This is a genomic window from Clostridium sp. AM27-31LB, assembly GCF_003480745.1.
Classification (GTDB): Bacteria; Bacillota; Clostridia; order Lachnospirales; family Lachnospiraceae; genus Butyribacter; species Butyribacter intestini.
Genome location: NZ_QUJS01000001.1, coordinates 265,828 through 291,842 on the forward strand (window position 1 = coordinate 265,828; position 26,015 = coordinate 291,842).

At 36.8% G+C, this 26,015-nt stretch carries 19 protein-coding genes; 16 read left to right on the plus strand and 3 right to left on the minus strand.

Annotated elements, in window-relative coordinates:
- The first annotated feature begins 174 nt into the window (after positions 1 to 174).
- The 4 genes from DW721_RS01140 to DW721_RS01155 all read left to right on the plus strand — a co-directional run bounded on the left by DW721_RS01140 (position 175) and on the right by DW721_RS01155 (position 6,178).
- On the plus strand, positions 175 to 873 hold the full coding sequence (locus tag DW721_RS01140) for a response regulator transcription factor (protein WP_022015417.1): 699 nt from the start codon (positions 175 to 177) through the stop codon (positions 871 to 873).
- A 99-nt stretch (positions 874 to 972) separates the two neighbouring features.
- A complete protein-coding gene (locus DW721_RS01145; RefSeq protein ID WP_118744531.1) occupies positions 973 to 3,435 on the plus strand; it encodes a HAMP domain-containing sensor histidine kinase in 2,463 nt (820 codons plus the stop codon).
- A 185-nt stretch (positions 3,436 to 3,620) separates the two neighbouring features.
- The gene (gene add / locus DW721_RS01150) at positions 3,621 to 4,607 is read left to right on the plus strand and encodes an adenosine deaminase (RefSeq protein ID WP_207665605.1); all 987 of its coding nucleotides are present in this window, start codon (positions 3,621 to 3,623) and stop codon (positions 4,605 to 4,607) included.
- Between the two features lie 233 nt (positions 4,608 to 4,840).
- Positions 4,841 to 6,178, plus strand: coding sequence for an SH3 domain-containing C40 family peptidase (locus DW721_RS01155; RefSeq protein WP_118744532.1), 1,338 nt, complete (start codon positions 4,841 to 4,843; stop codon positions 6,176 to 6,178).
- Positions 6,179 to 6,479: 301 nt separating this feature from the next.
- Here the strand turns inward: DW721_RS01155 and DW721_RS01160 are convergent, their stop codons facing one another.
- A complete protein-coding gene (locus DW721_RS01160; protein WP_022015413.1) occupies positions 6,480 to 6,998 on the minus strand; it encodes an ECF transporter S component in 519 nt (172 codons plus the stop codon).
- A 387-nt stretch (positions 6,999 to 7,385) separates the two neighbouring features.
- Between DW721_RS01160 and DW721_RS01165 the strand changes: the two genes are divergently transcribed.
- The 5 genes from DW721_RS01165 to DW721_RS01185 all read left to right on the plus strand — a co-directional run bounded on the left by DW721_RS01165 (position 7,386) and on the right by DW721_RS01185 (position 13,576).
- Positions 7,386 to 8,018 carry a phosphoribosylanthranilate isomerase gene (locus DW721_RS01165; protein ID WP_055944146.1) on the plus strand — a complete coding sequence of 211 codons (633 nt, stop codon included), beginning with the start codon at positions 7,386 to 7,388 and terminating at the stop codon, positions 8,016 to 8,018.
- A 16-nt stretch (positions 8,019 to 8,034) separates the two neighbouring features.
- A complete protein-coding gene (locus tag DW721_RS01170) occupies positions 8,035 to 9,291 on the plus strand; it encodes an extracellular solute-binding protein (protein ID WP_118744533.1) in 1,257 nt (418 codons plus the stop codon).
- A 48-nt stretch (positions 9,292 to 9,339) separates the two neighbouring features.
- The gene (locus DW721_RS01175; RefSeq protein WP_182436163.1) at positions 9,340 to 11,070 is read left to right on the plus strand and encodes a methyl-accepting chemotaxis protein; all 1,731 of its coding nucleotides are present in this window, start codon (positions 9,340 to 9,342) and stop codon (positions 11,068 to 11,070) included.
- 12 nt (positions 11,071 to 11,082) lie between these two features.
- Positions 11,083 to 12,381, plus strand: a complete 1,299-nt coding sequence (locus DW721_RS01180; protein WP_118744535.1) for a M18 family aminopeptidase — start codon at positions 11,083 to 11,085, stop codon at positions 12,379 to 12,381.
- A 319-nt stretch (positions 12,382 to 12,700) separates the two neighbouring features.
- A complete protein-coding gene (locus tag DW721_RS01185; RefSeq protein WP_022015408.1) occupies positions 12,701 to 13,576 on the plus strand; it encodes a phosphoribosylaminoimidazolesuccinocarboxamide synthase in 876 nt (291 codons plus the stop codon).
- Between the two features lie 145 nt (positions 13,577 to 13,721).
- Here DW721_RS01185 and DW721_RS01190 read toward each other — a convergent pair whose 3' ends face one another.
- On the minus strand, positions 13,722 to 14,681 hold the full coding sequence (locus tag DW721_RS01190; protein ID WP_118744536.1) for a hypothetical protein: 960 nt from the start codon (positions 14,679 to 14,681) through the stop codon (positions 13,722 to 13,724).
- Positions 14,682 to 14,726: 45 nt separating this feature from the next.
- Positions 14,727 to 15,794: a GntR family transcriptional regulator gene (locus DW721_RS01195; protein ID WP_118744831.1), complete on the minus strand. Its 1,068-nt coding sequence runs from the start codon at positions 15,792 to 15,794 to the stop codon at positions 14,727 to 14,729.
- Positions 15,795 to 16,414: 620 nt separating this feature from the next.
- Here DW721_RS01195 and DW721_RS01200 point away from each other — a divergent pair.
- From DW721_RS01200 to DW721_RS01230, 7 genes are all read left to right on the plus strand, one after another.
- A complete protein-coding gene (locus DW721_RS01200; protein ID WP_022015147.1) occupies positions 16,415 to 17,500 on the plus strand; it encodes an ABC transporter substrate-binding protein in 1,086 nt (361 codons plus the stop codon).
- A 268-nt stretch (positions 17,501 to 17,768) separates the two neighbouring features.
- Positions 17,769 to 19,283: a sugar ABC transporter ATP-binding protein gene (locus tag DW721_RS01205; protein ID WP_022015146.1), complete on the plus strand. Its 1,515-nt coding sequence runs from the start codon at positions 17,769 to 17,771 to the stop codon at positions 19,281 to 19,283.
- Positions 19,276 to 20,361, plus strand: coding sequence for an ABC transporter permease (locus DW721_RS01210; protein WP_022015145.1), 1,086 nt, complete (start codon positions 19,276 to 19,278; stop codon positions 20,359 to 20,361). The genes DW721_RS01205 and DW721_RS01210 overlap by 8 nt, the downstream gene beginning before the upstream one ends.
- Positions 20,358 to 21,377 carry a monosaccharide ABC transporter membrane protein CUT2 family gene (locus tag DW721_RS01215; protein ID WP_022015144.1) on the plus strand — a complete coding sequence of 340 codons (1,020 nt, stop codon included), beginning with the start codon at positions 20,358 to 20,360 and terminating at the stop codon, positions 21,375 to 21,377. The genes DW721_RS01210 and DW721_RS01215 overlap by 4 nt, the downstream gene beginning before the upstream one ends.
- A gap of 163 nt (positions 21,378 to 21,540) precedes the next feature.
- Positions 21,541 to 23,034 carry an L-arabinose isomerase gene (araA, locus tag DW721_RS01220; RefSeq protein WP_022015143.1) on the plus strand — a complete coding sequence of 498 codons (1,494 nt, stop codon included), beginning with the start codon at positions 21,541 to 21,543 and terminating at the stop codon, positions 23,032 to 23,034.
- Between the two features lie 176 nt (positions 23,035 to 23,210).
- On the plus strand, positions 23,211 to 24,806 hold the full coding sequence (locus tag DW721_RS01225) for an FGGY-family carbohydrate kinase (protein WP_118744537.1): 1,596 nt from the start codon (positions 23,211 to 23,213) through the stop codon (positions 24,804 to 24,806).
- A 368-nt stretch (positions 24,807 to 25,174) separates the two neighbouring features.
- Positions 25,175 to 25,987, plus strand: coding sequence for a Cof-type HAD-IIB family hydrolase (locus DW721_RS01230; RefSeq protein WP_118744538.1), 813 nt, complete (start codon positions 25,175 to 25,177; stop codon positions 25,985 to 25,987).
- Positions 25,988 to 26,015: the final 28 nt, after the last annotated feature.

A 26,015-nucleotide genomic window follows, 5' to 3' on the forward strand; every position in this document is an offset into this window, starting at 1 on the left:
TATAAATAATATTTTAAACAAATCTTAAACATTTTCCAGCTTTTTTCTTAATAATTTTTTTGAGATAATATGAATGTACCGGAGATAAATGTTTTTGATGTTTGTTGTTGCTGCACCATTTGGATAAGCAGTAATTGATATTTTGCAAAATAAAAAACAGGAGCGTATAAAGAAATGTATAATATAGTTATTTGCGATGATGAAAAGGATATAGTGGACGCCATAGCAATTTATCTTACAAGTCAGGGTTATAATATTTTTAAAGCGTATAATGGGAAAGAAGCAGTCGAGCTTGTAGGGAGTATGAAAGTTCACCTGGTTGTGATGGACATTATGATGCCTGTCATGGATGGTATTTCAGCTATGAGCAAGATTAGGGAAAATTCAAATGTCCCTGTTATTTTACTGACGGCAAAGAGTGAGGATACGGACAAGATACTTGGACTTAATGTCGGAGCAGATGACTATGTTACAAAACCTTTTAATCCGGTAGAGCTTATAGCAAGGGTGAAGGCTCAGCTTAGGCGTTATATGACATTAGGTGGCGGAGAGGTAGAAAGTAAAAATGATGAGTCTGAGTTTGTTCTGGGTGGGATAGAACTTAATGACTCGTCAAAGAAAGTCTTTGTGGACGGTGAGGAAAAAGAACTTACTCCGACTGAATTTGAGATACTTAAACTGTTTTTAAAACAGCCGGGGAAAGTTATCCCACCAAAGGAAATATACAGAAAAGTATGGAATGACGCACCTATCGGGAGTGAAGGTACGGTTGCGGTACATATCAGACATTTAAGGGAAAAAATAGAGATAAATCCGTCAGAGCCACGATATTTAAAAGTAGTGTGGGGACAGGGATATAAATGTGAGATTTAGAGATACAGTTTGCTTATAAGCCTGCTATGGATTGTCGGGTTATGTGTAAAAAGGCTTATAAGATGTTGTATGGGAAGATAAGGGAGGGCAGGAATCTTTATGAAGAAAGATATTTTTGCTAAGAGGAAAATCAACAGAAGAATTTTAAGGGCATTTTTTAATGTAGTTCAAGCTGTATCGCTGGCTGTTTTTATTGTGATGGGGACAGTTTATCTTGTAGGCATCGGACAATATGGTTTTGGACAAAGCAGCATAAAAAGTGAGATAAAAAGCAGGGTGAACAGTATGACAAAGATAGCCGGGCGATATGCTGCACTTATGCAAAATAAAGAAGCTTTAAAAAAGATGAATTATGTTAATAAATTAAGTGAGATGTCAAGATTAAAGAAAAAGTATTTTAGTGATAAAAATTCAAATTTTATGTTTTTATATGACGGATATGTAGGAAGCATCAAATACAATATGACAAAAGAAGTTATGAACGGATATTGTGTTGATATGTCTGAACAGACAAATAGATATATAATAAATGATTATGGGGATTTTAAATTTAAATTTGACGGCAAAAAACTTTATAATGATGCAATTAAATATACTTATGAATTGGGGGTGTCAGGCGGAGAGTATATACCTAAGTACAAGAATACAATAATAAATAAATTAAAAAAGTTATACCCATATGACAGAATAAGCATAAAGTTTCAAATTTACAATGGAAATCTTATATGCAGAGTTTTGTATGACAGTGTTTATGCAGAGGATGTTTGTGATCGTGGAGAAGTGAAAAATGATGTTGAGGGGGCTGAGGTTGAAAATGATTGGAAAGGAACAGATTTTGCAACATATTTTGGAAAAAACAGTGAGGATATTTTTATAGGAGAATTTAGGGAAGCAGTGTTGCTGGGATGTGATGGCAGAAGTGTAAATGCATATGAGATAGCAAATGGAAAATTTAAAATAGGTTCCTGTAGTGTCTATAGAAAAAATAGATTTTATTATGTTAAAGCAACACAGTATCATGTAAAAACAAGCGATTATACTATTGAGGGAAATATACGCAGTCAATTAAAGACAGGGGATAGTTTTTATTATATTTTTTGGTATAAAGAGCATGAGCATTTTATTTCATTCATGACATATTTTTCTGGGATTCTGCTTATTATATCGTCAATATTTATCGCATTTTTTGCAAATGCTGAACAAAATAAAGAGGGTAAGGTAAGGAGATTTTACAGAATGCCTGCAGATATCTTAGTTGTTGTACTTATTGCAGCCATAGTGGCAGGTTTTAGTTTATTTGTAAGCAGTGAAATAGACATAGAAAAAATAAAGAGTATTTTAAAATATGGCATTTCAAATATTATAATCGGAGGTCTAATCGCAGGCACTATCGCAGGAATCTTTATCACTTTGTTTTATACTGTTTTTTGTGCCCAGGTAAAGGCAGGCATACTTATTGATAATATGTTTATAACGAGGGTGATACTTAGTTTTGCAAAGATAATAAAAGCAGTCTTATCAATGGTAAAATTGAGTGTTATAGTATTTGGAGTATATTGGGTGGCTGGTATTACAGAAGGTGTTCTTGCTGTTGTCAGTGGTTCAGAGATTGCATTTTTAACGGTACTTATATCAAAAATATTAGGAACCATTATTATAGCGAGGGTAATTAGGGATATTTCTAAATTACATATGGGTATAGAACAAATGTCAACCGGCGGTGTTGATGGAAAGATAAATACAAAGGGAATGATGCTTCCAATTAAAATGGAGGCAGATTCTCTCAATAATATCAGCGATGGAATGAAAAAAGCTGTAGAGTCGCAGATGAAAAGTGAGAGAATGAAAACGGAGCTTATAACAAATGTTTCACACGATATAAAAACTCCTGTTACGGCGATAATAAGTTATGTAGACCTTTTAAAAAAAGAGGATTTGCAAAACAAAACAGCGGCAGGATATATAGATGTGTTAGACAGGCAGTCATTGAGACTTAAAAATCTTATATATGACCTGCTTGATTTGTCAAAATCATCAACAGGTAATGTCGAGGTGAATATGGAAAAACTTGGGATTGCGGTATTTATTGAGCAAAGTCTCGGAGAATATATATCTAAATTTGAAAAGAAAAATCTCATGCCTATAGTTAATTTTAGAATGGATGATGAGGTTAAAAACGAGCTTGAGATAAATGCGGATGGCAGGCATCTGTCGAGGGTTTTTGATAATATATTCCAAAATATAAACAAATATGCAATGCCTGATACAAGGGTTTATATTGATGTGGAGCTATCAGAAAAAGAGCAGGACAGCGAAGCACAAATATTGTCAGATAAAGTGCTTATAACCGTAAAAAATATGTCTGAGACGCCGCTTAACCTCTCAGGTGATGAACTTATGGAGAGATTTGTGAGAGGTGATAAGTCAAGAAATACGGAGGGAAGTGGACTTGGACTTTCAATAGCACAAAATCTCATGCAGCTTCAAAATGGAAATCTTGAGGTGTTTGTAGATGGGGATTTGTTTAAAGTTGTGGTTACGCTTAGCAGGGCAGCAGTGTAATGTACTCTCGGAATCTTCTGAACGAAGAATTTCGAGATGGATTTTTGATATACAATGACATTTTCGCAGTGCGTACACGGTGTGTACGACGAGAAAATGGAAACAGTATATCGGAAATGCAGCCGAAATGACTCGTTTTGAGAAGATACCGAGAGTACATTGTAAAGGAAAGGAGAAAAAGTAGTGTGAAAAATGTAAACTTAGATAATATAGGACTTGTTGACCTTCATCTTCATCTGGATGGCTCATTATCTCTTGAGACGGTTAAAGAGCTCATGTGTATGCAGGGGATTAAAAATGAGAATACGGATGAAGAACTTTTAAAAAGGCTGCAGGTGTCACATGAGTGCAAAGATCTCAATGAATATCTTGAAAAATTTGAATATCCGCTGACGCTTTTACAGACTGGAGAGGCTCTGAGTTTTGCCGTATATAAACTTATTGAGGAACTTAAAAGTAAAGGAATTATATATGCAGAGATAAGATTTGCACCGCAGCTTCATACGAAAAAAGGGATGTCACAGAAAATGGCAGTTGAAGCCGCTGTCCGTGGTCTAAACCGGTCATCTTTGGATGCAGGTCTTATTTTGTGCTGTATGCGTGGAAATGATAATCATGCTGAAAATATGGAAACTGTTGAGACAGCCGAAAAATATCTTGGCAAAGGGGTTGTTGCGATAGACCTGGCAGGAGCAGAGGGACTTTTTCCTACAAAAGATTTTAGGGATATATTTGAACTTGCTCGTGAAAAACATATTCCATTTACAATACACGCAGGAGAAGCAGATAATCCTACAAGTGTAGAATATGCCCTTGAATTTGGAGCAAAAAGGATAGGTCATGGTGTGCGTTCAGTGGAAAATGCGGATACATTGAAGAAACTTTCATACGGTGGTATCACTTTAGAACTATGTCCGACCAGCAATCTCAATACAAACATATATGAAAATATCAATGAATATCCTATTAAAAAGCTTATGGATGCAGGTGTTAAAGTTACGATAAATACGGACAATATGATGGTATCCGGAACAGATATAAAAAAAGAACTTACCATGCTTGCAGATACTTTTGGATTTGATGAAGATGATATAATAGATTTTGAGAGAAATGCCATAATGGCAGCTTTTACTTCTGCATCACATAAAGAAAAACTTTTACGACTGCTGTAGATTAAAACTGTTTTTTTTTGGAACTAAAGTTGTATAATTTTTATAATGATTGAAAATAATATAATCAAAGTAAATGTAAAAAAACACAATTTTGACAAAAAATAACAAAAATAATTTAGAAAAACATAAAAAATACACAATTGTTTTGTTGACATACAAAGATTACGGTGCTATACTTTTTAACATATTGTAATAGTTTTGTAATAAAAGTGAAGAGAGGTTTTAGAATTAAAATGAACAGAACACATTGGGTAAAAACAGCGGCTGGTTTAGGGGCAGCCTGTTTTATTACAATAGGTATGGGTTTTTCGGGAACAGATGCATCGGCTATGACAAATGCCGGTGTTTTAGATAATTATTATGATGCCGGTGTGTCAGTTGGTGCGGGTACATCATCTGACAGCACGGTATTAGGTATGGCAGGTGCAGATAATGCACAGGTAAATGTGACAGCGGCTACACAGGCAGCGATAAGCACGGGTGCGGCAGTGAGCACACAGGCAGCAGTAAGCACGGGTGCAGCAGTCGGCACACAGGCAGCGATAAGCACAGGCACAGCAGTAAGTACATCTCAGGCAGTGACAATGCAGTCTGGTACAGAAAAGACTTCAAAGGAAGATGTTTTGGCAAAAAAAGCTGCTAATAAAGAAAATGCTGAAAAGAAGAAAAAGGCACTTGATAAAAAGTGGAAGAATACAGCCGTGGCAGTTTCAAAGGATGATGTTATAAATATAAGAAAGTCTCCATCAGGAAACGGTAAAAAGATTGCGAAAATGGAAAATGGAGATGCCGTTAATATTATCGGAAATTCTAAAGACGGCAACTGGGTTAAGGTTAAGTCAGGCAAAGCAAAGGGTTATGTGTGGAAAAAGTCACTCGTTAAGGGTGGTGTAAAAGTTGAAAAACTAGCGGATAAATATGCGACAACTTATGCGGAGTTAAAAGATAGCGTTGATGTTCTTAACCTGAGAAAAAAGAAAAGTTTATCAGCATCTATCGTGACACAGCTTAAAGATGACGATGTATGTACAGTTATAAAAGAAGGTGAAAAGTGGCTTAAAGTCAGTGTAAATGGTCGCAAAGGCTATGTTGCCAGGAAATATACCGACACTTACCGTAAGTTTGACACAGCGACAATATTAGATACAAAGAAAAAACAGGCGGCTTCAGAGGATGCGGCAGAGGAGACATTAAGTTTTTCAAAATCAGACGAAAAGCTTGGAAATCAGATAGTAAACTATGCACTTAAATTTGTTGGAAACCCATATGTTTGGGGAGGCACAAGTCTTACAAAGGGTGCAGACTGCTCAGGATTTGTTATGAGCGTATATCAGAAGTTTGGATATAGTCTGCCACACAGTTCGGCAAGTCAGGCAAATTGTGGAAAGAAAGTTGATATAAAAGATCTTCAGCCCGGTGACCTTGTATTTTATCGTCATGGCAGCAGAATAGGTCATGTTGTTATGTATATAGGTGACGGAAAGGCAGTTGAGGCTATGGGTAAGAAGTGGGGAATCGTAAAATCAAACCTTAATTATTCCAGAGCATATTGTGCAAGACGCATCATATGATGAACTCTGACGAGTTCATCTTAGAAGATTTGTGTTTCGCACAAACTTCACTATCGAAGTTTTAGGCGAGTTCATCTTAGAAGATTTGTGCTTTGAACAAACTTCACTATCGAAGTTTCAGACGAGTTCATCTTAGAAGATTTGTGCTTTGCACAAACTTTACCATAATAATTTGGAACATCGTGACAATGCAGTAACCTGCAGCTTATTATAAATTTCTCATTAAAAAACATCATTTACAACATACCGTAATGGTAATCGTAAATGATGTTTTTGATTGTATTAAATTTCTGTTTTATTCTTAACGCTCGTTATATAAGAGTGGCTTGAGTGCAGGGTTGAGTAACGGATAGAGAATACTTGCGATTATAAGACCGCTTACACCCTGAATGATGTTTGACGGTATGCTTGCAGCGGCTCCTATTCCGTACATTGGCAGTTCACAGATGAAATATCCGCCTGCTACTAAAATGATATCAGCAACACCACCGAATGCTACGGCTAACTGTTTTGAATGATTGTTTGCTGCAGCTTTCTGGAAAATATAGCCGGCTATAAATGCAATGAGTCCTTTTATAACAAAAGTTATAGGTACATATACGAAATAACCTCCGATGAAATCAGAGAGTGCTGAACCAATACCGCCTGCGAAAAGTCCGTAGACAGGTCCTAAGAATACTCCGGATAAGATTACGATTGCATCACCGGGGTGAATATATCCACCTGTTCCTGGTGTGGGAATACGGATTATTGATGTTGCAACGCATGATAAGGCGGCAAATAAAGCTGCCATAACCAGATTTTTAAGCGATTTATTCATTTTTTCCTCTTTTCTGCAATGCTTTAAGCTTTTGTGTAGTAGAGATTTAAGATTAGCATTGCGAATCTAAAACCTAAAAAATCATAATATAATTTTTGTGGTTTCTAAAGGGTCAGATTTAAAAAAAATAAAAATATCAGATTATCTATAGTAATAGTTAATGCATTGATTGTAATCTTCATAAAATCAAAACTGTTCTCTAAAGAAAATTATCAAGTTGAATTATAAATGAAAGGCTGAACTGTTTAATTATAAATATACTGTTTTTGTTAATAAAAATTGCTTTTATTGGTAAAATCGGGTATAATTTTATTAAATTAACATATCGTTCACTTTAAATTATCTATATAATATAGATAAATATGAGTTTTTAGGGGGAGTATTGTTTTGAAAGATAATAGAGCTGTTTTGGTAAAAGTTTGTGGCCTTACAGATACAGTAGAAGCAGACTATCTAAATAAAAACAAGGTTGATTTTGCCGGATTTGTTTTGTTTTTTCCAAAGAGCAAAAGAAATATAAGTATAGAAAAAGCGGAACAGATAATGGCAGAACTTGATGAAAATATAAAAAAGGTAGCTGTTATTGTATCACCGGATGAAAGCGAGATACAGCAGATAAATGGGTCAGGATTTGACTATGTCCAGATACATGGTGAGATTAAAGACAGGCTGTTGGAACAAATAAGCAAACCGGTTTTTAAGGCATTTAATATAAAGGACATAAAAAATATACACAAATATCAAAATAATGCCAAAATAGTGGGTTATGTGTTCGATGCAGCAGTTCCCGGAAGTGGAAAAGTTTTTGACTGGAGTATTCTTAATGACATAAAGCGTGATGCCAAAACTTTTATACTTGCCGGAGGTTTAAATGATTCAAATGTTAGAGAAGCTGTAAAACTGGTTAATCCGGATGTGGTTGATGTATCTTCAGGTGTTGAATATGACAGTGGCAGCGGCAAAGATCCGGAAAAGATTAAACAATTCATCAGGCAGCTTGAAATAAATAATAAGATTTAGCAGGAGGAAATATTTTATGAGAAAAAAAATATTAGCTGGAATGCTTGTAGCATTGATGGCTGTTAGTATGCTTACAGGATGTTCGGGCAGACCGGACAATGCAAAGAACAATAGTGCAGCAGATGACAGTAAGAAAAAAACTGAAAAGGTTGAATTAACTGTATGGGCAGGAGCAGAGGACAGGGAGTACTTAAAGAAAGTAGCAGACAACTTTATAAAAGAACACAGTTCAGAAGCGGATATTTCCATTATACATAAAGATATGGTCGAGGGTGAGTGCAGATCAAATCTTCTTGGAAATGTACTTAAAGGTGCAGATGTATATACAACTACGGATGGTGATATAAGTGCGATAGCAGCAGGCGGAGCCGCTGACCCGGTTAAAAATGCAGATACTGTAAAAAATGAAAATCTTGCATCAGCAGTAAAGGCAGTTACAGTCAATAATACCATATATGGATATCCTATAACTGCAGATAATGGATATTTTTTGTATTATAATAAGAAATATTTAAAAGCCTCTGATGTAAAAAGTCTTGACAGGATATTGTCTATTGCGGCAAAAAATAATAAAAAATTTGCAATGGATTGGACATCAGGCTGGTATCTTTATGCGTTTTATGGTCAGACCGGACTTAAGGTTAAATTAAATAAAGATGGAGTTACAAATTCATGTAACTGGAATTCAACGCAAAATCAAATTAAAGGAACGGATGTTGCTAATTCGCTTATAAGAATTGGAAAAAACAAGGGATTTGAAAATACAACCGACTGGCTTACCGGTATAAAGAAAGGCAAAGTTATTGCGTGTGTCAGCGGTATCTGGGATGAAGCGGCTATAAAGAAGATGTATGGTAAAAATTATGCAGCGGCAATGCTTCCTGCATACAACTGTAACGGAAAAAAAGTACAGATGTCTACATATTTTGGGTATAAGATGCTTGGTGTAAATCCATATTCAAAAAATAAAGAGTGGGCACATAAGCTTGCACAATACATATCAAATGAGGATAATCAGAAGCTGAGATTTGAGATGAGAGGACAGGGACCTTCAAATATAAAGGCAGGTAAGGCGGATGAGATAAAAAAATCCCAGGCAGTTCAGGCGATACTTGCACAGCAGACATATTCAGAATTGCAAAGACTTGGGGGAAATTTCTGGACGCCTTCCTCAAATCTTGGAAAAGCATTAGCAAACAATTCAATAAGTGGAAATCTTCAAAATTATCTTGATAAGATTGTAAAACAGATAAATGCATCGACTGTACAATAAGCAAATATGGATGCGTTTTGCAGCGTGAAAAAAAGGAGGAATTGTTTTATGAAAAGTAAAATTAGGTCAAGTATCAGATTTTGGGTATATCTTCCTATTATAATACTGGGATTGATAGCAGTTATATCCAATATTGTATCTGAACATAATATAAGACAGGTTAATAAAAAAGCAACAGTTATATCGGATACATATCTTGTAGGTATTGCAGAACTATCAGATATTGAGGCGATTGCAAAGGATATTCATGCAGCCGGATTGTCGCACATTGTTGCAACGGATTCAAATTCTATGATAAACTATGTTGAAATTATAAATATAAAAAAAACACAGCTTGATAAGAAGATAAATGAATTGAAAAAATATTCAACAGGTCAGGAAAGTGTATATAATAATATAGTTAAAAAATATGCTGTATTTAAGGATTCGATAGCTACAATGATAGCACTCAGTGCAGATACTAAAAATGAAGCTGCCTTTGCTATAGCAAACGGCAAATTAAAAGATTCTTCAGAGGCAATGTATTCCGGGATAAACAGGATGATAGAAGATGCAAAGAAGTCATCTCAGGAAGCTAAAACTACATTGCAAAAAGGTTATATGTCAGCATTGGTGACAAGTATTGTCAGTATTACAATATGTGTTGCTGCATTTTTGTTTGCAGCAGTTGTTGTACAGAGGAAGATAATATCACCTATTGTTAAGAGTAAAAAAGAAATTGATGATATTATCAATGATATAGATGAAAGAAAAGGTGACCTTACAAAGAGGATTACCGTACAGTCTGATGATGAGATTTCAGCTCTTGGAATGGGTATCAATGCTTTTATAGAGAGATTGCAAGGCATACTTGGTATGGTTTCGGGAAGTTCTGAAAATATGGATAAGATTGCAGGTGAAGTTTCAGAGAGAGTACATCGTTCTAATAATAGTGTGTCAGACCTTTCATCACTTACGGAAGAACTTGCTGCAACGATGACACAGATAGGAAGTGACACAGCAAGGATTAATGATAATGCAGCATCAGTAAATCAGGATGTTATTGTTATTGCTGACAGATCTTCAGAGATAAACAACTATTCAGTTGAAATGAAAGAGCACGCTGAAAAAATGGAAAAAATGGCTCAGACAAATATGGATGTGACAAAAGAAAAAGTAGAGCTTATATTGTCAGAACTTAATAAAGCTATAGAAGACAGCAAGAGTATTGACAAGATAAATGATTTGACGGGAGATATTTTGAATATTGCTCAGCAGACAAATCTGCTTGCACTTAATGCATCGATAGAGGCAGCCAGAGCAGGAGAAGTCGGAAGAGGATTTGCAGTGGTTGCACACGAGATAGGTGATCTTGCTGATGCAAGCAGAAACACTGCAAGTCATATTCAGGAAATAAATACTGTTATAGTTGAAGCTGTACACAGCCTTGCGGGACATTCGCAGGACCTTATAGAGTATCTGAATGAGTCTATCATGGAAGATTTTTCGACATTTGTCAAAGCAGGTACGGAATATCGTGATAATGCTACATATATCGAAGAAGCTATGGGCGAATTTAACAAAAAAACGGAGACGCTTAAAGATACGGTGGAACAGATAGCAACAGCTATTGATTCAATAAGTAATGCTATTGACGAAGGTGCACAGGGAGTAAATGGAACAGCAGACAGTGTTCAGGATCTTGCTGCCGATATAGAGATTATTTCAAATGAAATGAATGAAAATCAGGCGATAGCTGAAGATCTGAAAAAAGAAACTGAGATTTTTGTCAGGCTTTAGGAGGAAAGCACAGTGGATAATAAAACAGCGGATGAGCTAAAAAGACGCATTGAGTCATCGGTATCACCGTTTCATACAGTATTGTATGTTATGAAAGAACTTGACGAAGCAGGCTTTGAAAGGCTCTTTCTTGGTAGAAAATGGAAGCTTAAAAAAGGCGGAAAGTATTATGTAAATGTCTACGATTCTACTATTGCCGCTTTTTGTGTCGGAGAAAACTGGCAGGGTGAAAATTTCAGATTTGCGGCAGCACATTCAGATTTTCCATGTCTTAAAGTAAAGCCTGACTGTCAGATGGAATCAAACGGTTACATAAAGATGAATGTTGAAGTTTATGGAGGTGCAATTTTAAATACCTGGCTTGACAGACCGTTATCTGCAGCGGGCAGGGTTATAATAAAGACGGATGACATTATGAAGCCGGAAGTCAGATTCGTAGATTTTAAACAACCATTGTTTATTATTCCAAATCTTGCCATTCATATGAACCGTGAGATAAACAAAGGAGTGGAGTTAAACAGACAGAAGGACATGATTCCGATTATGGCTTTGTCAGAAACGACAGATATAAAAGATAAAAAAAATATCTGGGAGACATACCTTGCGGATAATACAGGAGTTGGAGCTGAAAATATTCTTGACTATGATATGTTTTTGTATCCTGTTGAGACACCGTGCGTTCTTGGATTAAACGGAGAGTTATTTTCGGCAGGAAGACTTGATAATATGACATCAGTTCAGGCTTGTGTGAAAGGCATAAAAAGCAATGTACCGGATGATGGGTTCAACATGGCTGTGATATATGACAGCGAAGAAGTTGGCAGTGGTACAAAACAGGGGGCAGGTTCTGTCATAATAAGGAATATTATAGACAGGATATTTAGAAAATTCGGATATGATGAGGAAACTGCAGAGTGTGCACTGGCAGATGCCGTAGGATTGTCGGTGGATGTAGCACACGGAATACATCCGAACATACCGGAAAAAAATGACCCTACCAACAAACTTTTGCTCAATCATGGATTTGGAATAAAGACTTCGGCAGGAGAACGCTATGCAAGTGATCCGGTTGTCATAGGAATTGTTAAAGGCTTGTGTGACAGATATAATATAAAGTGCCAGAGGTTTGTGAACCGTTCAGACATTCCGGGAGGAAGTACATTAGGTACAATAACGGTTGCAAATATTCCTATGAGGATGCTTGATGTGGGTGTACCTGTTCTTGCGATGCATTCTTCAAGGGAGACTATGGGAATATATGACCAAATATATCTGGAGAAAATTTTAGAAAAATTTTTCAGTTATGCGTGATAATAGCTGACAGCCTGTTTGAGGATTTTTGAAATAAACATAAGCTGCGTAGCAGCGGCTGACAGCTTGCTGGCAGGTTTATGAATTTATTAAATGCAAGGCTGAACTGTTACAGATATGTTTATTGTTGTGATTTTGTCTCTTTACAAAGTGGAGTTTGTATTCTAAAATAGAAATAAGTTATTTCTAATGACAAAATGTTTTTAAACATAAGCTGTTGTTGCAAAAACTTATATTTGATAACAGGTTGTTAAGAATAATTAAATCGTTGAAAAGCAATTTTTACAAATAATCACAAAACAAATGGAGGACATACACAATGAAGGAATTTTCACCGATCAAAGAAGGTAAAGTACGCGAGGTTTATGACAATGGCGACAGCCTTATTATTGTTGCTACAGACAGAATATCAGCATTTGATGTTATCTTGAAGAATAAAGTGACAAAAAAGGGCGCAATACTTACACAGATGTCAAAGTTTTGGTTTGATTTCACAAAGGACATTCTTCCAAACCATATGATTTCAGTTGATGTAAAAGATATGCCTGAGTTTTTCCAGAATGAAAAATATGACGGAAACAGCATGATGTGCAAGAAACTCGATATGCTTCCTATAGAGTGTATTGTTCGTGGATATATTACGGGAAGTGGCTGGGAGAGTTACAAAGAAAATGGTACGGTATGCGGTATCAAGCTGCCTGAGGGTCTTGTAGAGTCAGATAAACTTCCAGAGCCTATCTATACACCAACAACAAAGGCAGACCTTGGAGACCATGATGAGCATATTACATTTGAGCAGTCAGTAGAAATACTTGAAAAGCTTTATCCCGGAAAAGGTGCAGATTATGCAAAACAGATTAAGGATTGCACTATCAGCCTTTATAAGAAATGTGCAGATTATGCGGCAGAAAAAGGTATCATCATAGCTGATACAAAATTTGAGTTTGGTCTTGATGAGAACGGAAAAGTAGTTCTCGGTGATGAGATGCTCACACCTGACAGTTCAAGATTCTGGCCGGTAGAGGGTTATAAGCCGGGACAGGGACAGCCATCATTTGACAAGCAGTTTGTAAGGGACTGGCTTAAGAAAAATCCTGACAGCGATTATAAGCTTCCTGACGAGGTTGTTGAAAAGACTGTTGACAAGTACAAAGAAGCATATCTTCTTCTTACCGGAAAAGAGTTTGATAAATAAGTATATCAGAAGATTCTTTAAAACACATAATAAAAATAACGGTTCACATCTTGATTTTAAGTGTGAACCGTTATTTTGTTTAAAGTATAGGAAAATGCCCGTAAAGTAGTGGGATGTCAGAGCAAAACGCTGGTTTTGCCATTTTTTATTCAGAAATATGGTTTAAAACCCAGTCGCCGTACCAGAAATTATCATTATGTACTTTTATGGAAGTATATTTGATATTTATATGTTTTTCAAGTTTGTTTTTTGGGTCATAACGATATTCATCAGTTTTTAGGCCCTTTTTGTTGTATTTATATTTTGTGATTAAAACAGGTTTTTTACATTTTTTATTATCGTAGTTTGTAATTGAAATGAGCTGTCCTTTTTTATTGTAATCGTATTTATATATATAATATATCTTACCTTCTTTTGAAGAATATTTTTCAGATATAATCCTGCCTTTGTGATATTTGTATCTTACATATGATGATGCATTTCCTTTTACTGAATAGTTAGTCTGCTGGATAAGATTACCTTTTTGGTCATATGTATATCCGGATTTGCCCGACTCTTTTGTTCCGTTTGAATATCCGGTTTTTGTATCGATTTGTTTATTGTCATTGTAAGTATAATCGTATTTATACAATTCTTCATCGGTTGGGGAATAACGGTGTTCGCATTTTAACATACCATTGTCAAAAAGTATCATTTTATAATAATCTGATTTTGCACCTTTTGCGTTAAAACTTGAAAAAGAAGTGAGATTGTCGTTAGCATCAATTTCGGCTTTGTATGTGATGCCGAGTCCCTCTTTATCATAGCCTTCAATTTTTTTTAACTTGTTGTTTTCGTAATCAAAATTATAATAATGGTCGAGTGTATTTTTTTCATTATATACATTATAACTTTTTACTGTATAAACTTTCTTTGCGGGTACATCTGATACCGGTGAAGAAGTATCTGGTGCGGGGGTGGCTGTCTCAGATTTTTTATCTGAAACTTTTGCCGTTGTATCTTTTTGAGAGTTATCTGAATTGCCGCATCCTGCGAGTAATGCAACAGACAGGGTACAGGAAACAGAAAGTGCCGTGATTTTCTTTATAATATTAGTTTTTATCATAATAAGTGTTCTCCATTTCTGTAGTAGTATTTGCTTTTTTGGGTTTTAACTTGTTTCTTTTTCAACCAGTGTCCATGAGACGCTTTCGGAGAGGACTTCCTTTTTATCTATAAGATTTAGAAGCTGCATTGCCGCTTTCTGTCCGACTCTTCTTGTACCGTGTGCAAGAGAGGTTATCTTTATCGGTGACAGGTCGCTTAACTGGCTGTTATCAAAACTGACTATGGCAATATCATTTGGGACATTTATACCATTTTGCATAAGCAGTTGTATGAGATGATAAGCTATCTCGTCATTGTAGCACACAACAGCACTGCATTTTGGAACTACGGTTTTTACAAATCCCTCAAGAAAATTATTTTCATTTCTTAAAAGCCGTTCTCTCGAAACAGTGTCAAACCATAGGATATTGTCATCGGAAAAACGAAGATTTGCTTCGGTAAGAGCTTTTAAATAGCCGCTGTATCTGCCGTGTCCCTGAAGGTCATCAACTTTAAAAATTCCCGCAATGTCTGTATGGCCTTTATTTATGAGATAATTGGTAAGCTGGTATCCGCCGCCGATATTATCATCTGTTATGGAAACATGGTCTGATAATGCAGGGTAGTTTCCATATATAAATATGATGGGAATGTCACGCTGTTCAAATTGCTGATAAAGATCAAGATTTGGCGATGGCAGAGCGGTCTTTGACCCTTCCATGATAAGACCGTCAATGTTTAATTGTAAAAGTTTTTGTAAAATCTTTCGTTCTTCGTCAACTCTGTTTTGTGTCGCATACACATAAACAGCATAATTTTTTTTGCTTAGACTGTGCTGTATATCTTTTAACACATTTGGAAAGATATAATCATTTATATAAGTAGTAACGACGGCAACGCTGTTGCTTTTTGAATTTTTCTTTTGCTTTACTATGCGTGAACCACTGCCCTGACGACGTTCTATAAGACCATTGGATACAAGGACGGCAAGAGCGTTTCTCGCAGTCTGTCTGCTGACATTATTACTTGCCGCAATTTCAAGTTCGGTAGGAAGAAAACCGGTTTCATTGTAAAGACCCTGAAAAATATCTTCCTGAAGTTTGTTTGCTATTTTTAAATATTTGGCTGGCATATCTGCCTCCTCCTGTTTAGTGCTTGATGCTCCGGATTGCTTCATTGCTACGCAATTTTCGCAATCATGCAAACACCTCCATTCTTATTGTCGATGTTTGGTGGGTCTAGCCGGTAGATAGCAATTTGCATATAAACATGCATTGCTATCTACTTTTGACCCTGACATCATTGTACTACATATTATAGAGTTTTGCAATTTATTTGTATTTTTTTATGTGGAAAGAAGAATACAAATAAATAACAAAATATGATATATAAAATTTGAATTTTAAGATTTAATAATCGAGATTGTATTATGTTAGAAAAAGTGTGAGAAATTCATATAAAATGAGTGTAAAAAAATATATTATTTATTCAAAATGCATAAATAGGTTATAGTGAAAATGAAAAATGAAAATCAGATAAAATTTAAAAGTGCACAAAATAAAAGTGAAAATATGTGCAAAATAGTGAATATGTATCTTAAAAAACAATGTCGGAAATAATTTGTTATCAAAAAAATGCACAAAAGTGTGCAAAAAAACAAAAAAGGGTTGACTTTTGTGTTAATGTTGACTAATATATGATATATAAAATAAATCGTTGAAAAAAACGATCAAAATAAAGGAGGAGCAATCTATGAGAATGAAGAAAGCTTTAGTAGCAACACTTACAGCAGCAATGGTATTTTCACTTACAGCGTGCGGATCATCAGGAGAGTCAGCAGGAGGTTCAAGTTCAGGATCAAAAGATGCAAGTTCAAGTTCATCAAAATCAGACGATCTTATCTCTATCGGTTTTGCACAGGTTGGTCATGAGTCGGACTGGCGTACAGCAAGTACAGAGTCTTGTCGTTCAACATTTTCTAAAGAAAATGGATATAATCTTTCATTTGTTGATTGTGACAACAAATCAGCAGACCAGCTTGAGGCAGTCAGAAACTTCGTTGAGCAGGAAGTTGACTACATAATCATTGATCCTATTGTTGAGACCGGTTGGGATACGGTATTAAAAGAAGCAAAAGATGCAGGTATCCCGGTACTCGTTATTGACCGTAACATCAAAGTTGATGAAAGTCTTTACACGGCTTGGGTAGGTTCAGACTTCACAGCAGAGGGTGAGTCAGCAGGTGCTTGGCTTAAAGCATATCTTGAAGCTAAGAAGAAGACAGACAAAGTAAACATTGTAACTATCGCAGGTACAAATGGTTCTTCAGCACAGATTGGTCGTACAAAAGGTTTCAACAAATATGTTGAGGCAAATGGCTGGAATCTTCTTGATGAGCAGGACGGTGACTTCACACAGGATGGTGGTCAGAAGATTATGGAGTCTTATCTTAAGTCATACAAAGATATTGATGTAGTTGTATGCCAGAATGATAACGAAGCATTCGGTGCTATCGATGCATTAAAGGCAGCAGGTAAGACATATGGCAAGGATGGAGATATCATCATTATCTCATTTGATGCTACAAACGCAGGTCTTAAGAATGTAAAAGAAGGCTCTATCAATGCAGACTTTGAGTGTAACCCACTTGCAGCTCCATATCTAGAGGACATCATCAAAAAGATTAAGGACGGTGGAAAACCTGACAACCAGAAAGTATATGTTGATGAAGCATGCTTCGCTTGTGATGACACAGTTTCATCATTCAAGACAGATGAAGGAAAAGAAATTACTATGACAGTTGTTGATGACAAAGTTCTTAAAGAGCGTGCATACTAAAATATGTTTGCGATTTGAATGTGTTGACTAAGTACACAGATGCTTGAACAATACGGTGCAGGTATAGGAACTGATTTAAGCATATAAAACAAAATGTAAGAGAATCCGAACAGCATTCATGACGGTATAGTATTACTAGTTTAGACCAAATTAAGGTGCTAAAACCGGATTCTCTTATTATTTTGAAAATATATGAAAATTTTTAAGAAGATATGAATATTGAAATTTTCATATGTTCTCAAAAAAGACATGAAAGGAGACAGTGTAGATGAAGGAAAATGAAGTTTTAACTATGCGTGGCATAAATAAGACATTTCCCGGAGTAAAAGCTTTAAACGGTGTTGATTTTACACTTAGAAAAGGAGAGATACACGCCCTGATGGGTGAGAATGGTGCAGGTAAATCGACATTGATAAAGGTACTTACAGGTGTATATGACTTTGAAGCCGGTGAGATACGAGTTGACGGGACTGATGGACCTGTCGTAAATCATTCAACGCAGGAGGCACAGGAAAAAGGAATCGCAACAGTTTATCAGGAAGTAAACCTCTGTCCTAACCTTACGGTTGCAGAAAATCTTTTTATAGGAAGAGAGCCAAGAAATGCTCTTGGACTTATCCAATGGAAAAAGATGAACAAGATGGCACAGAAGATAGTAGATGATCTTAATATAGACATTGATGTTACTGTTGCTCTTGAAAATTATTCGGTTGCATTGCAACAGATGGTAGCCATTGCGAGAGCCGTGGATATGGATTCAAAGGTTCTTATTCTTGATGAGCCTACATCTTCGCTTGATGACAGCGAGGTTGAGAAGCTGTTCAAGATGATGCTTAGGTTGAAAAAAGAAGGTGTAGGAATTGTCTTTGTAACACATTTCCTTGAACAGGTTTATGCAGTATGTGACATGATAACCGTTCTTAGAAATGGTGAGCTGGTCGGAGAATATCCGGTTGCAGAGCTTCCAAGAGTAGAACTTGTTGCAAAGATGATGGGTAAGAACTTTGATGATTTAGCTTCTATTAAAGAGGCGGAGAGTTCGGTACAGGATGAGATTATCATTGATGCAAAAGGACTTGGACACAAAGGAAAGATAAAACCTTTCAATCTTGTTATACACAAAGGAGAAGTTATCGGTCTTACCGGACTTTTAGGTTCAGGACGAAGCGAACTTGCCAGAGTTATCTATGGTGCCGACAAATCGCAGAGTGGTACTCTTAAGGTAAAAGGAAAAGAAGCTAAAATAAATTCACCTATAGATGCCATGAAGCTTGGCATGGGATTTTTGCCGGATGACAGAAAGGCTGAAGGTGTTATCGCAGATCTTTCAATTAGGGAAAATATGATACTTGCGGTTCAGGCAAAGCGTGGAATGTTCAGACTTCTGCCAAGATCAGAGCAGGAAAAGATTGCTGACAAATATATAAAGGAAATACAGGTTAAAACACCTAGTATGGAAGTTCCTATAAGCCAGTTGTCAGGTGGTAACCAGCAGAAAGTAATCCTCGGTAGATGGCTTGCCACAAATCCTGATTTTCTTATTCTCGATGAGCCTACAAGAGGTATTGATATAGGAACAAAAACAGAGATACAGAAACTTATAATCAAACTTGCCAAAGAAGGCAAGGCTGTAATATTTATCTCATCTGAGATTGAAGAAATGCTTAGAACATGTGATAGAATGGTCGTTTTAAGAGACGGTGTCAAAGTTGGAGAGATTGATGATGAAATGACACAGAATTCTATCATGAAAGCTATTGCGGGAGGTGACAAGGATGAGTAAGGAGAAGAACTCGTTTTGGAAAAAATGCACGGGAAGTAAATTGTTTTTTCCTGCCGTGTGTCTGCTGGTGGTGATACTTGTGAATGTTATCAAATCACCAAGTTTTTTACAGATTTCAATAAACAACGGAGTATTGTATGGAAGACTTATAGATATTGCAAACAGAGGTAGTGAGATTGCGATACTTGCAATAGGAATGACACTTACCATTGCTGTTTCAGCGGGTACTGATATATCAGTAGGTTCGGTAATGGCACTTGTTGCATCCTGCTGTTGTACATCACTTGTAGGATATGGAGTAAATTCAGCTTCATCTGTTAAGATGCCTATCATCTTCGGTGTACTGTTTGGAATCTTTATCGGTGGTGTCTGCGGATGCTTCAACGGTTTTATGGTTTCAAATCTTAAGGTTCAGCCGATGGTAGCGACGCTTGTACTCTATACGGCTGCAAGAGCCGTAGGTCTTGTTGTAAGCAACAACCAGAATACATATGTTCATGTAAAACAGTATAAATATCTTGGAAACTTCTGGCATATAGGAGGCTGGGAGTGCCCGATACCTACACCTATATTTGTAGCGGCTATATGTGTTATACTTGCAACACTTCTTCTTAAAAAGACGGCACTGGGAATGTATATACAGGCTGTTGGTATAAATCCAAAGGCTGCAAGGATTATGGGTATAAATTCAGGACTTATCATTTTCTTATGTTATGTAATATGTGGTCTTGGTGCAGGTATTGCTGGAACTGTTGCATCATCGAGAATTTATTCGGCTGACTCAAACAACATAGGTCTTAACTTTGAAATGGATGCTATCCTTGCCGTAGCACTTGGTGGTAACAGTCTTGCGGGTGGTAAATTCTCACTTGCCGGTTCTATCATCGGAGCATATACGATACAGGCACTTTCTACAACGCTTCTTGCTTTCGGTGTAAAGACTGAGCAGGCTCCTGTTATTAAAGCTATTGTTATTGTTATAATCGTTGTTATACAGGCTCCTGCAATCCAGAGTTATATGAAGAATAGAAAAGCACGCAAAGCTGGTGCTACCGGAGGGGAGGCTGTTGCGAAATGAAAAATAAATTAAAAATTGGAGGCAATAATCTTTTATTGCTCATTACGATAGTTCTTTTTATTGTTATGTACGGAATAGGTTGTGTTATATATGAAGATAAAGGTTTCGGACATTTCCAGACATTGTTAAATCTTCTTATAACAAATGCAGGTCTTATATGTGTAGCCTGCGGTATGACCTGTGTAATGCTTACCGGAGGTATCGACATTTCGGTAGGTTCACTTGTCGGACTTGACTGTATGGTAATGGCATACGGCATGACAAATCTTAAATGGAGTCCGGTTGTTGCTATAGCGGTTGTATTGATAATCGGTCTTGTGTTTGGTGCCGTTCAGGGATTTCTTATCGGTGTGCTCGGCATCCAGCCATTTATTATAACAATGGCAGGTATGTTCTTTGCAAGAGGTATGATAGCCGTTATCACAACTGATATGGTAAACATTAGTAATGAAACATTTGCAAAATGGGCAGACTGGAAACTTCAGCTTCCATTTGGCGGTTACACTAATAGACACGGTGTTATGATGAACCCTTTCATCAGAATGCCTGTTATCATCGCACTTCTTGTAGTTGTCATAACATTCATAATCCTTAAATTCACAAAGTTTGGCCGTTCTCTTTACGCTGTAGGTGGAAGTGAATCATCAGCAAAACTTATGGGATTAAATGTTAAAAAGACAAAGATGAAAGCGTATATGTTATCTTCATTGCTTTGTTCTATCGGTGGAATATTATATTGTCTGAACAGTATGTGTGGATTCGTTGCACAGGCAAAATTCATGGAGATGGATGCCATCGCTTCATCAGTAATCGGTGGAACGCTTCTTACAGGTGGTGTCGGAAATGTTATCGGTACATTGTTCGGTGTACTTATCAAAGGTACTATTGATACACTTGTAAATACAAACGGAAAACTTCTTTCATCATGGTCAAGTATCGCAATATCAGCACTGCTTTGCTTCTTCATAGTTCTTCAGGCTGTATTTGCACTTGTTAAAGAGAAAAAGAAAGAGTGATGAATTTACAAACAGTAACAGAATAGTCTTTTTATAGCTGAACTGTTACTAAAAAACCATATTTTACTTGATTAAATGTTTTTTTTAAGGTATTATTAGTATGGTGTTAAGAAAAAACTAAATTATTTTAGGAAAAAATATCGAGAGGAAAAGGAGAAGTAGAATGGAAGTAAGAAATTATAAATTTTGGTTTTGTACCGGTTCACAGGATTTATATGGTGATGAGTGTCTCGCAAATGTAGCAGCTCACTCAAAACAGATTGTAGAGGCTTTAAATGCTTCAGGAAAACTTCCTTTTGAGGTTGTGTTAAAACCAACTCTTATTACAAATGAACTTATAAGAAAAACATTTAACGATGCAAATAATGACCCTGATTGTGCAGGTGTTATCACATGGATGCACACATTCTCACCTGCAAAATCATGGATATTAGGACTTCAGGAGTACAGAAAACCTTTACTTCATCTGCATACACAGTTCAATATGGAAATCCCATATGACACGATAGACATGGATTTCATGAATGAAAATCAGGCAGCACATGGTGATAGAGAGTACGGTCATATCGTATCACGCATGAAGATTGAGCGTAAGGTTGTTGTCGGACACTGGTCAGATGAGAAAGTACAGGAAAAGATTGGTTCATGGATGAGAACGGCAGTCGGTGTTGTTGAGAGCAGCCATATCAGAGTTATGCGTGTAGCTGACAACATGAGAAATGTTGCTGTTACAGAGGGTGACAAGGTAGAGGCTCAGCTTAAATTTGGCTGGGAAGTAGATGCTTATCCGGTAAATGAGATCGCAGATGCGGTAGCAGCAGTTTCAGAGTCAGATACAAATGCACTCGTCGATGAATATTATGATAAGTATGATATTCTTCTTGAGGGCAGAGATCCTGCAGAATTTAGAAAACATGTGGCAGTACAGGCTCAGATAGAAATCGGTTTTGAGAGATTTTTAAAAGAAAAAAATTATCAGGCAATCGTAACACATTTTGGAGACCTCGGTGCACTTAAGCAGCTTCCAGGACTTGCTATCCAGAGACTTATGGAAAAAGGTTACGGATTTGGAGCAGAGGGTGACTGGAAAGTTGCAGCAATGGTTCGCCTTATGAAAGTCATGACAGCAGGCATGAAAGATGCAAAAGGAACATCGATGCTTGAAGATTATACATATAATCTCGTACCGGGTAAAGAGGGAATACTTGAAGCTCATATGCTTGAGATTTGTCCGTCAATCTCAGAGGGTCCTATCCAGATTAAGTGCCAGCCTCTTTCAATGGGCGACAGAGAAGATCCGGCAAGACTTGTATTTACATCGAAGAACGGCCACGGTATCGCAACATCACTTATCGACCTCGGAAACCGTTTCAGACTTATTATAAACGATGTAGAGTGCAAGCAGACAGAGAAGCCTATGCCTAAGCTTCCTACTGCAACAAACTTCTGGACACCTGAACCGGACCTTTATACAGGAGCAGAAGCATGGATACTTGCAGGTGGTGCACATCACACGGCATTTACATATGACCTTACTGCTGAGCAGATGTGTGACTGGGCAGCAATGATGGGAATAGAAGCAGTCGTTATAAATAAAGATACAAATATCAGAGATTTCAAGAGAGATCTTATGCTCGGTGATATTGTTTACCGTTAGAGAGCAGATAGTGTGGAATATATTATAATGCACGCTATGCACATAAAATGTGTGCAGAAGTAAAAATAATATGCTGCAGTACAAAAAAAGCAATACGCAGCATCAGTAGGTAAATACCATATAAATTATGACAAACAGACAAATAAAACAGCATAAAAGCAGGAGGAGAAAAGTTAATGAAAGATATAATTGAAAGTGGAAAGACAGCTCTTGGTATTGAGTTTGGTTCAACAAAGATAAAGGCAGTTCTTATCGACGAAAACAACAATCTCATTGCTACAAGCGGACACAAATGGGAAAACAAATATGAGAACGGTGTATGGACATACAGCCTTGATGACATCTGGTCAGGACTTCAGGACTGCTACAGCAAACTTGCCGCAACAGTTAAAGAAAAATATGACGCAGAGATAACAAAAATCGGTGCTATGGGATTTAGTGCAATGATGCACGGATATATGGCATTTGATAAAGATGATACTCTTTTAGTACCATTTAGAACATGGAGAAATACTATCACTTCTGAAGCTAGTGACAAGCTTACTGAGGTATTTGATTTCAATATTCCACAGAGATGGAGTATTGCACATCTTTATCAGGCAGTCTTAAATAAAGAAGCTCATGTTAAAGATGTAAATTTCTTTACAACGCTGTCAGGATATATCCACTGGCAGCTTACAGGAAAGAAAGTCCTCGGTGTAGGTGATGCATCAGGAATGTTCCCTATCGACAGCACAACAGGTGATTATGACGAGAATATGCTGGGTCAGTTTGATGAACTTGTTGCTCCGGAAGGATTTGCATGGAAAATTAAAGATATTCTTCCGAGTGTTCTCTCAGCCGGTGAAGACGCAGGTGTCCTTACGGAAGAGGGAGCAAAGAAACTTGATGTTTCAGGAAAACTTCAGGCTGGTACAAGAGTTTGCCCTCCGGAAGGTGATGCCGGAACAGGAATGGTGGCAACAAATAGTATTAAGGTAAGAACAGGTAATGTTTCAGCAGGAACATCAGTATTTGCAATGATAGTTCTTGAAAACAGACTTAAAAAAGCTTACAGACAGATTGATATGGTTACAACTCCTGTAGGAGATGCAGTAGCAATGGTACATTGTAACAACTGTACATCAGAGATAAACGCATGGGTTGACCTCTTTAGCGAGTATTCAAAACTCATGGGAATAGAAGTAGCTCCTGAGGAAATCTTTGATAAGTTATTTAAACAGGCATTACTTGCAGAAAAAGACGGCGGTGGAATCGTTGCTTATAACTACTTCTCAGGTGAGCATGTAACAGGATTTGAAGAAGGTCGTCCGTTACTCGTAAGAGAGACAAATGCAAAATTCAATCTTCCAAACCTTATGAGAGTTCAGCTCTACACGGCACTCGGTGCATTAAAGACAGGTCTTGACATTCTCTTTAAAGAGGAAAAAGTTGAGGTTGACTCAATCTTTGGTCATGGCGGATACTTTACTATAAAAGGTGTAGGTCAGAAAATTCTTGCAGGTGCCATCAACACTCCTGTATCTGTAATGGAGACAGCAGGCGAAGGTGGAGCATGGGGAATTGCAATTCTTGCATCATATATGGTAAACAAGAAAGACGGACAGTCACTTCAGGATTACTTAAGCAATGAAGTATTTGCAAACCAGCACGGTGAGGTTGTAGAACCTGACCCTGAGGATGTAAAAGGATTTGATGAATTTATCGAGAAATATACAAAGTGTCTTGCAATCGAGAGGGCAGCAGTAGAAAATCTCGAAAATACAAGATAGCAAAACCTTATAAAATATAATCTTAAATTTACTAACAGGCATGGCGGCAGATGTCAGGTTTGTGAGTGAATAGTGATAAGAGCTGCATATTGATATTAAAGTCGTGATATTATATTATAATATTGGACAGCTTGATATTGATATTGCAGCTCTTATTTTTGTGAGCTGGTATGTACTCTCGGTATCTCCTCAAAACGAGTCATTTCGGCTGGACTTTTGATATACTGTTTCCATTTTCTAATTGTAATACCGTGTACGTATACATACTTTGTATGTATTGCGAAAATGTCATTGTATATCAAAAATCCATCTCGAAATTCTTCGTTCAGAAGATTTAGAGAGCACATTGTTAAAAAACGGAGGATAAAATGAAAGTTATAGTTATGGATATGGACGGGACACTTTTAAATGATGATAAGAAAGTGACCGAATATACAAAAAATGTTTTGCGTGATATGAAAAAGAGAGGTATGCGTATCGGGATTGCGTCGGGCCGGCCGATAATAGGTGTAAAGAGAACAGTTGAAAACCTCGGTATCTCTGACCTAATTCAGTTTATGATCGCATCAAACGGTGCAGAACTTTTTGATGTGGAGGACAAAGAGAAAAAGGACTTTTATAAACTTGATGTTGATACGATATTTGAGATAATCGATGAGTATGAGCAGTTTGACTTAAATCCGTATGTGTATCAGGGGGAGGACTGTTATGCGGCAAGAAATGACTCGACAATAGAGAGAGCCGCAAGAAACAATCATCTTGGCATACATTTATGTGATATGAAAAAAGAAGTTACGACACCTCAGAGTAAATTAGTGTTAAGCACTCCGCCTGAAAAAATGGAGTCAGTTGAAAAGTTTTATGAGGAGCATAAATCTGAAAAATACCGTGCATTTAAATCGCAGGCTGATATGTTTGAATTTGTCCACCCTAAGCTGTCAAAGGTTTACGGTATCAGATATTATTGTGAAAAATACGGATATGATATATCACAGGTTGTGGCTTTTGGTGATACAACAAATGACCTTGAAATGGTGAGAGATTGTGGAACCGGTGTGTGTATGTGCAATGGAACAGATGATGTAAAAGCAGTTGCGGATATTATCACAACAGACAGTAATGACGAGGATGGGCTTGCAAAGACACTTAAGGAAGTAATAAATAATGTTAATTGGCTGTAAAGGAATTTAAGAAAAAAACCGAAATTTT

What these genes read in the sequence shown, in the direction of transcription:
- DW721_RS01195 (WP_118744831.1), bottom strand. Translation starts at nt 15,794, where the DNA reads ATGCCAGCCAAATATTTAAAAATAGCAAACAAACTTCAGGAAGATATT.
- DW721_RS01140 (WP_022015417.1), top strand. Translation starts at nt 175, where the DNA reads ATGTATAATATAGTTATTTGCGATGATGAAAAGGATATAGTGGACGCC.
- DW721_RS01175 (WP_182436163.1), top strand. Translation starts at nt 9,340, where the DNA reads ATGAAAAGTAAAATTAGGTCAAGTATCAGATTTTGGGTATATCTTCCT.
- DW721_RS01200 (WP_022015147.1), top strand. Translation starts at nt 16,415, where the DNA reads ATGAGAATGAAGAAAGCTTTAGTAGCAACACTTACAGCAGCAATGGTA.
- DW721_RS01160 (WP_022015413.1), bottom strand. Translation starts at nt 6,998, where the DNA reads ATGAATAAATCGCTTAAAAATCTGGTTATGGCAGCTTTATTTGCCGCC.
- araA (WP_022015143.1), top strand. Translation starts at nt 21,541, where the DNA reads ATGGAAGTAAGAAATTATAAATTTTGGTTTTGTACCGGTTCACAGGAT.
- DW721_RS01145 (WP_118744531.1), top strand. Translation starts at nt 973, where the DNA reads ATGAAGAAAGATATTTTTGCTAAGAGGAAAATCAACAGAAGAATTTTA.
- DW721_RS01225 (WP_118744537.1), top strand. Translation starts at nt 23,211, where the DNA reads ATGAAAGATATAATTGAAAGTGGAAAGACAGCTCTTGGTATTGAGTTT.
- DW721_RS01210 (WP_022015145.1), top strand. Translation starts at nt 19,276, where the DNA reads ATGAGTAAGGAGAAGAACTCGTTTTGGAAAAAATGCACGGGAAGTAAA.
- DW721_RS01230 (WP_118744538.1), top strand. Translation starts at nt 25,175, where the DNA reads ATGAAAGTTATAGTTATGGATATGGACGGGACACTTTTAAATGATGAT.
- DW721_RS01170 (WP_118744533.1), top strand. Translation starts at nt 8,035, where the DNA reads ATGAGAAAAAAAATATTAGCTGGAATGCTTGTAGCATTGATGGCTGTT.
- DW721_RS01190 (WP_118744536.1), bottom strand. Translation starts at nt 14,681, where the DNA reads ATGATAAAAACTAATATTATAAAGAAAATCACGGCACTTTCTGTTTCC.
- DW721_RS01205 (WP_022015146.1), top strand. Translation starts at nt 17,769, where the DNA reads ATGAAGGAAAATGAAGTTTTAACTATGCGTGGCATAAATAAGACATTT.
- DW721_RS01155 (WP_118744532.1), top strand. Translation starts at nt 4,841, where the DNA reads ATGAACAGAACACATTGGGTAAAAACAGCGGCTGGTTTAGGGGCAGCC.
- DW721_RS01215 (WP_022015144.1), top strand. Translation starts at nt 20,358, where the DNA reads ATGAAAAATAAATTAAAAATTGGAGGCAATAATCTTTTATTGCTCATT.
- DW721_RS01185 (WP_022015408.1), top strand. Translation starts at nt 12,701, where the DNA reads ATGAAGGAATTTTCACCGATCAAAGAAGGTAAAGTACGCGAGGTTTAT.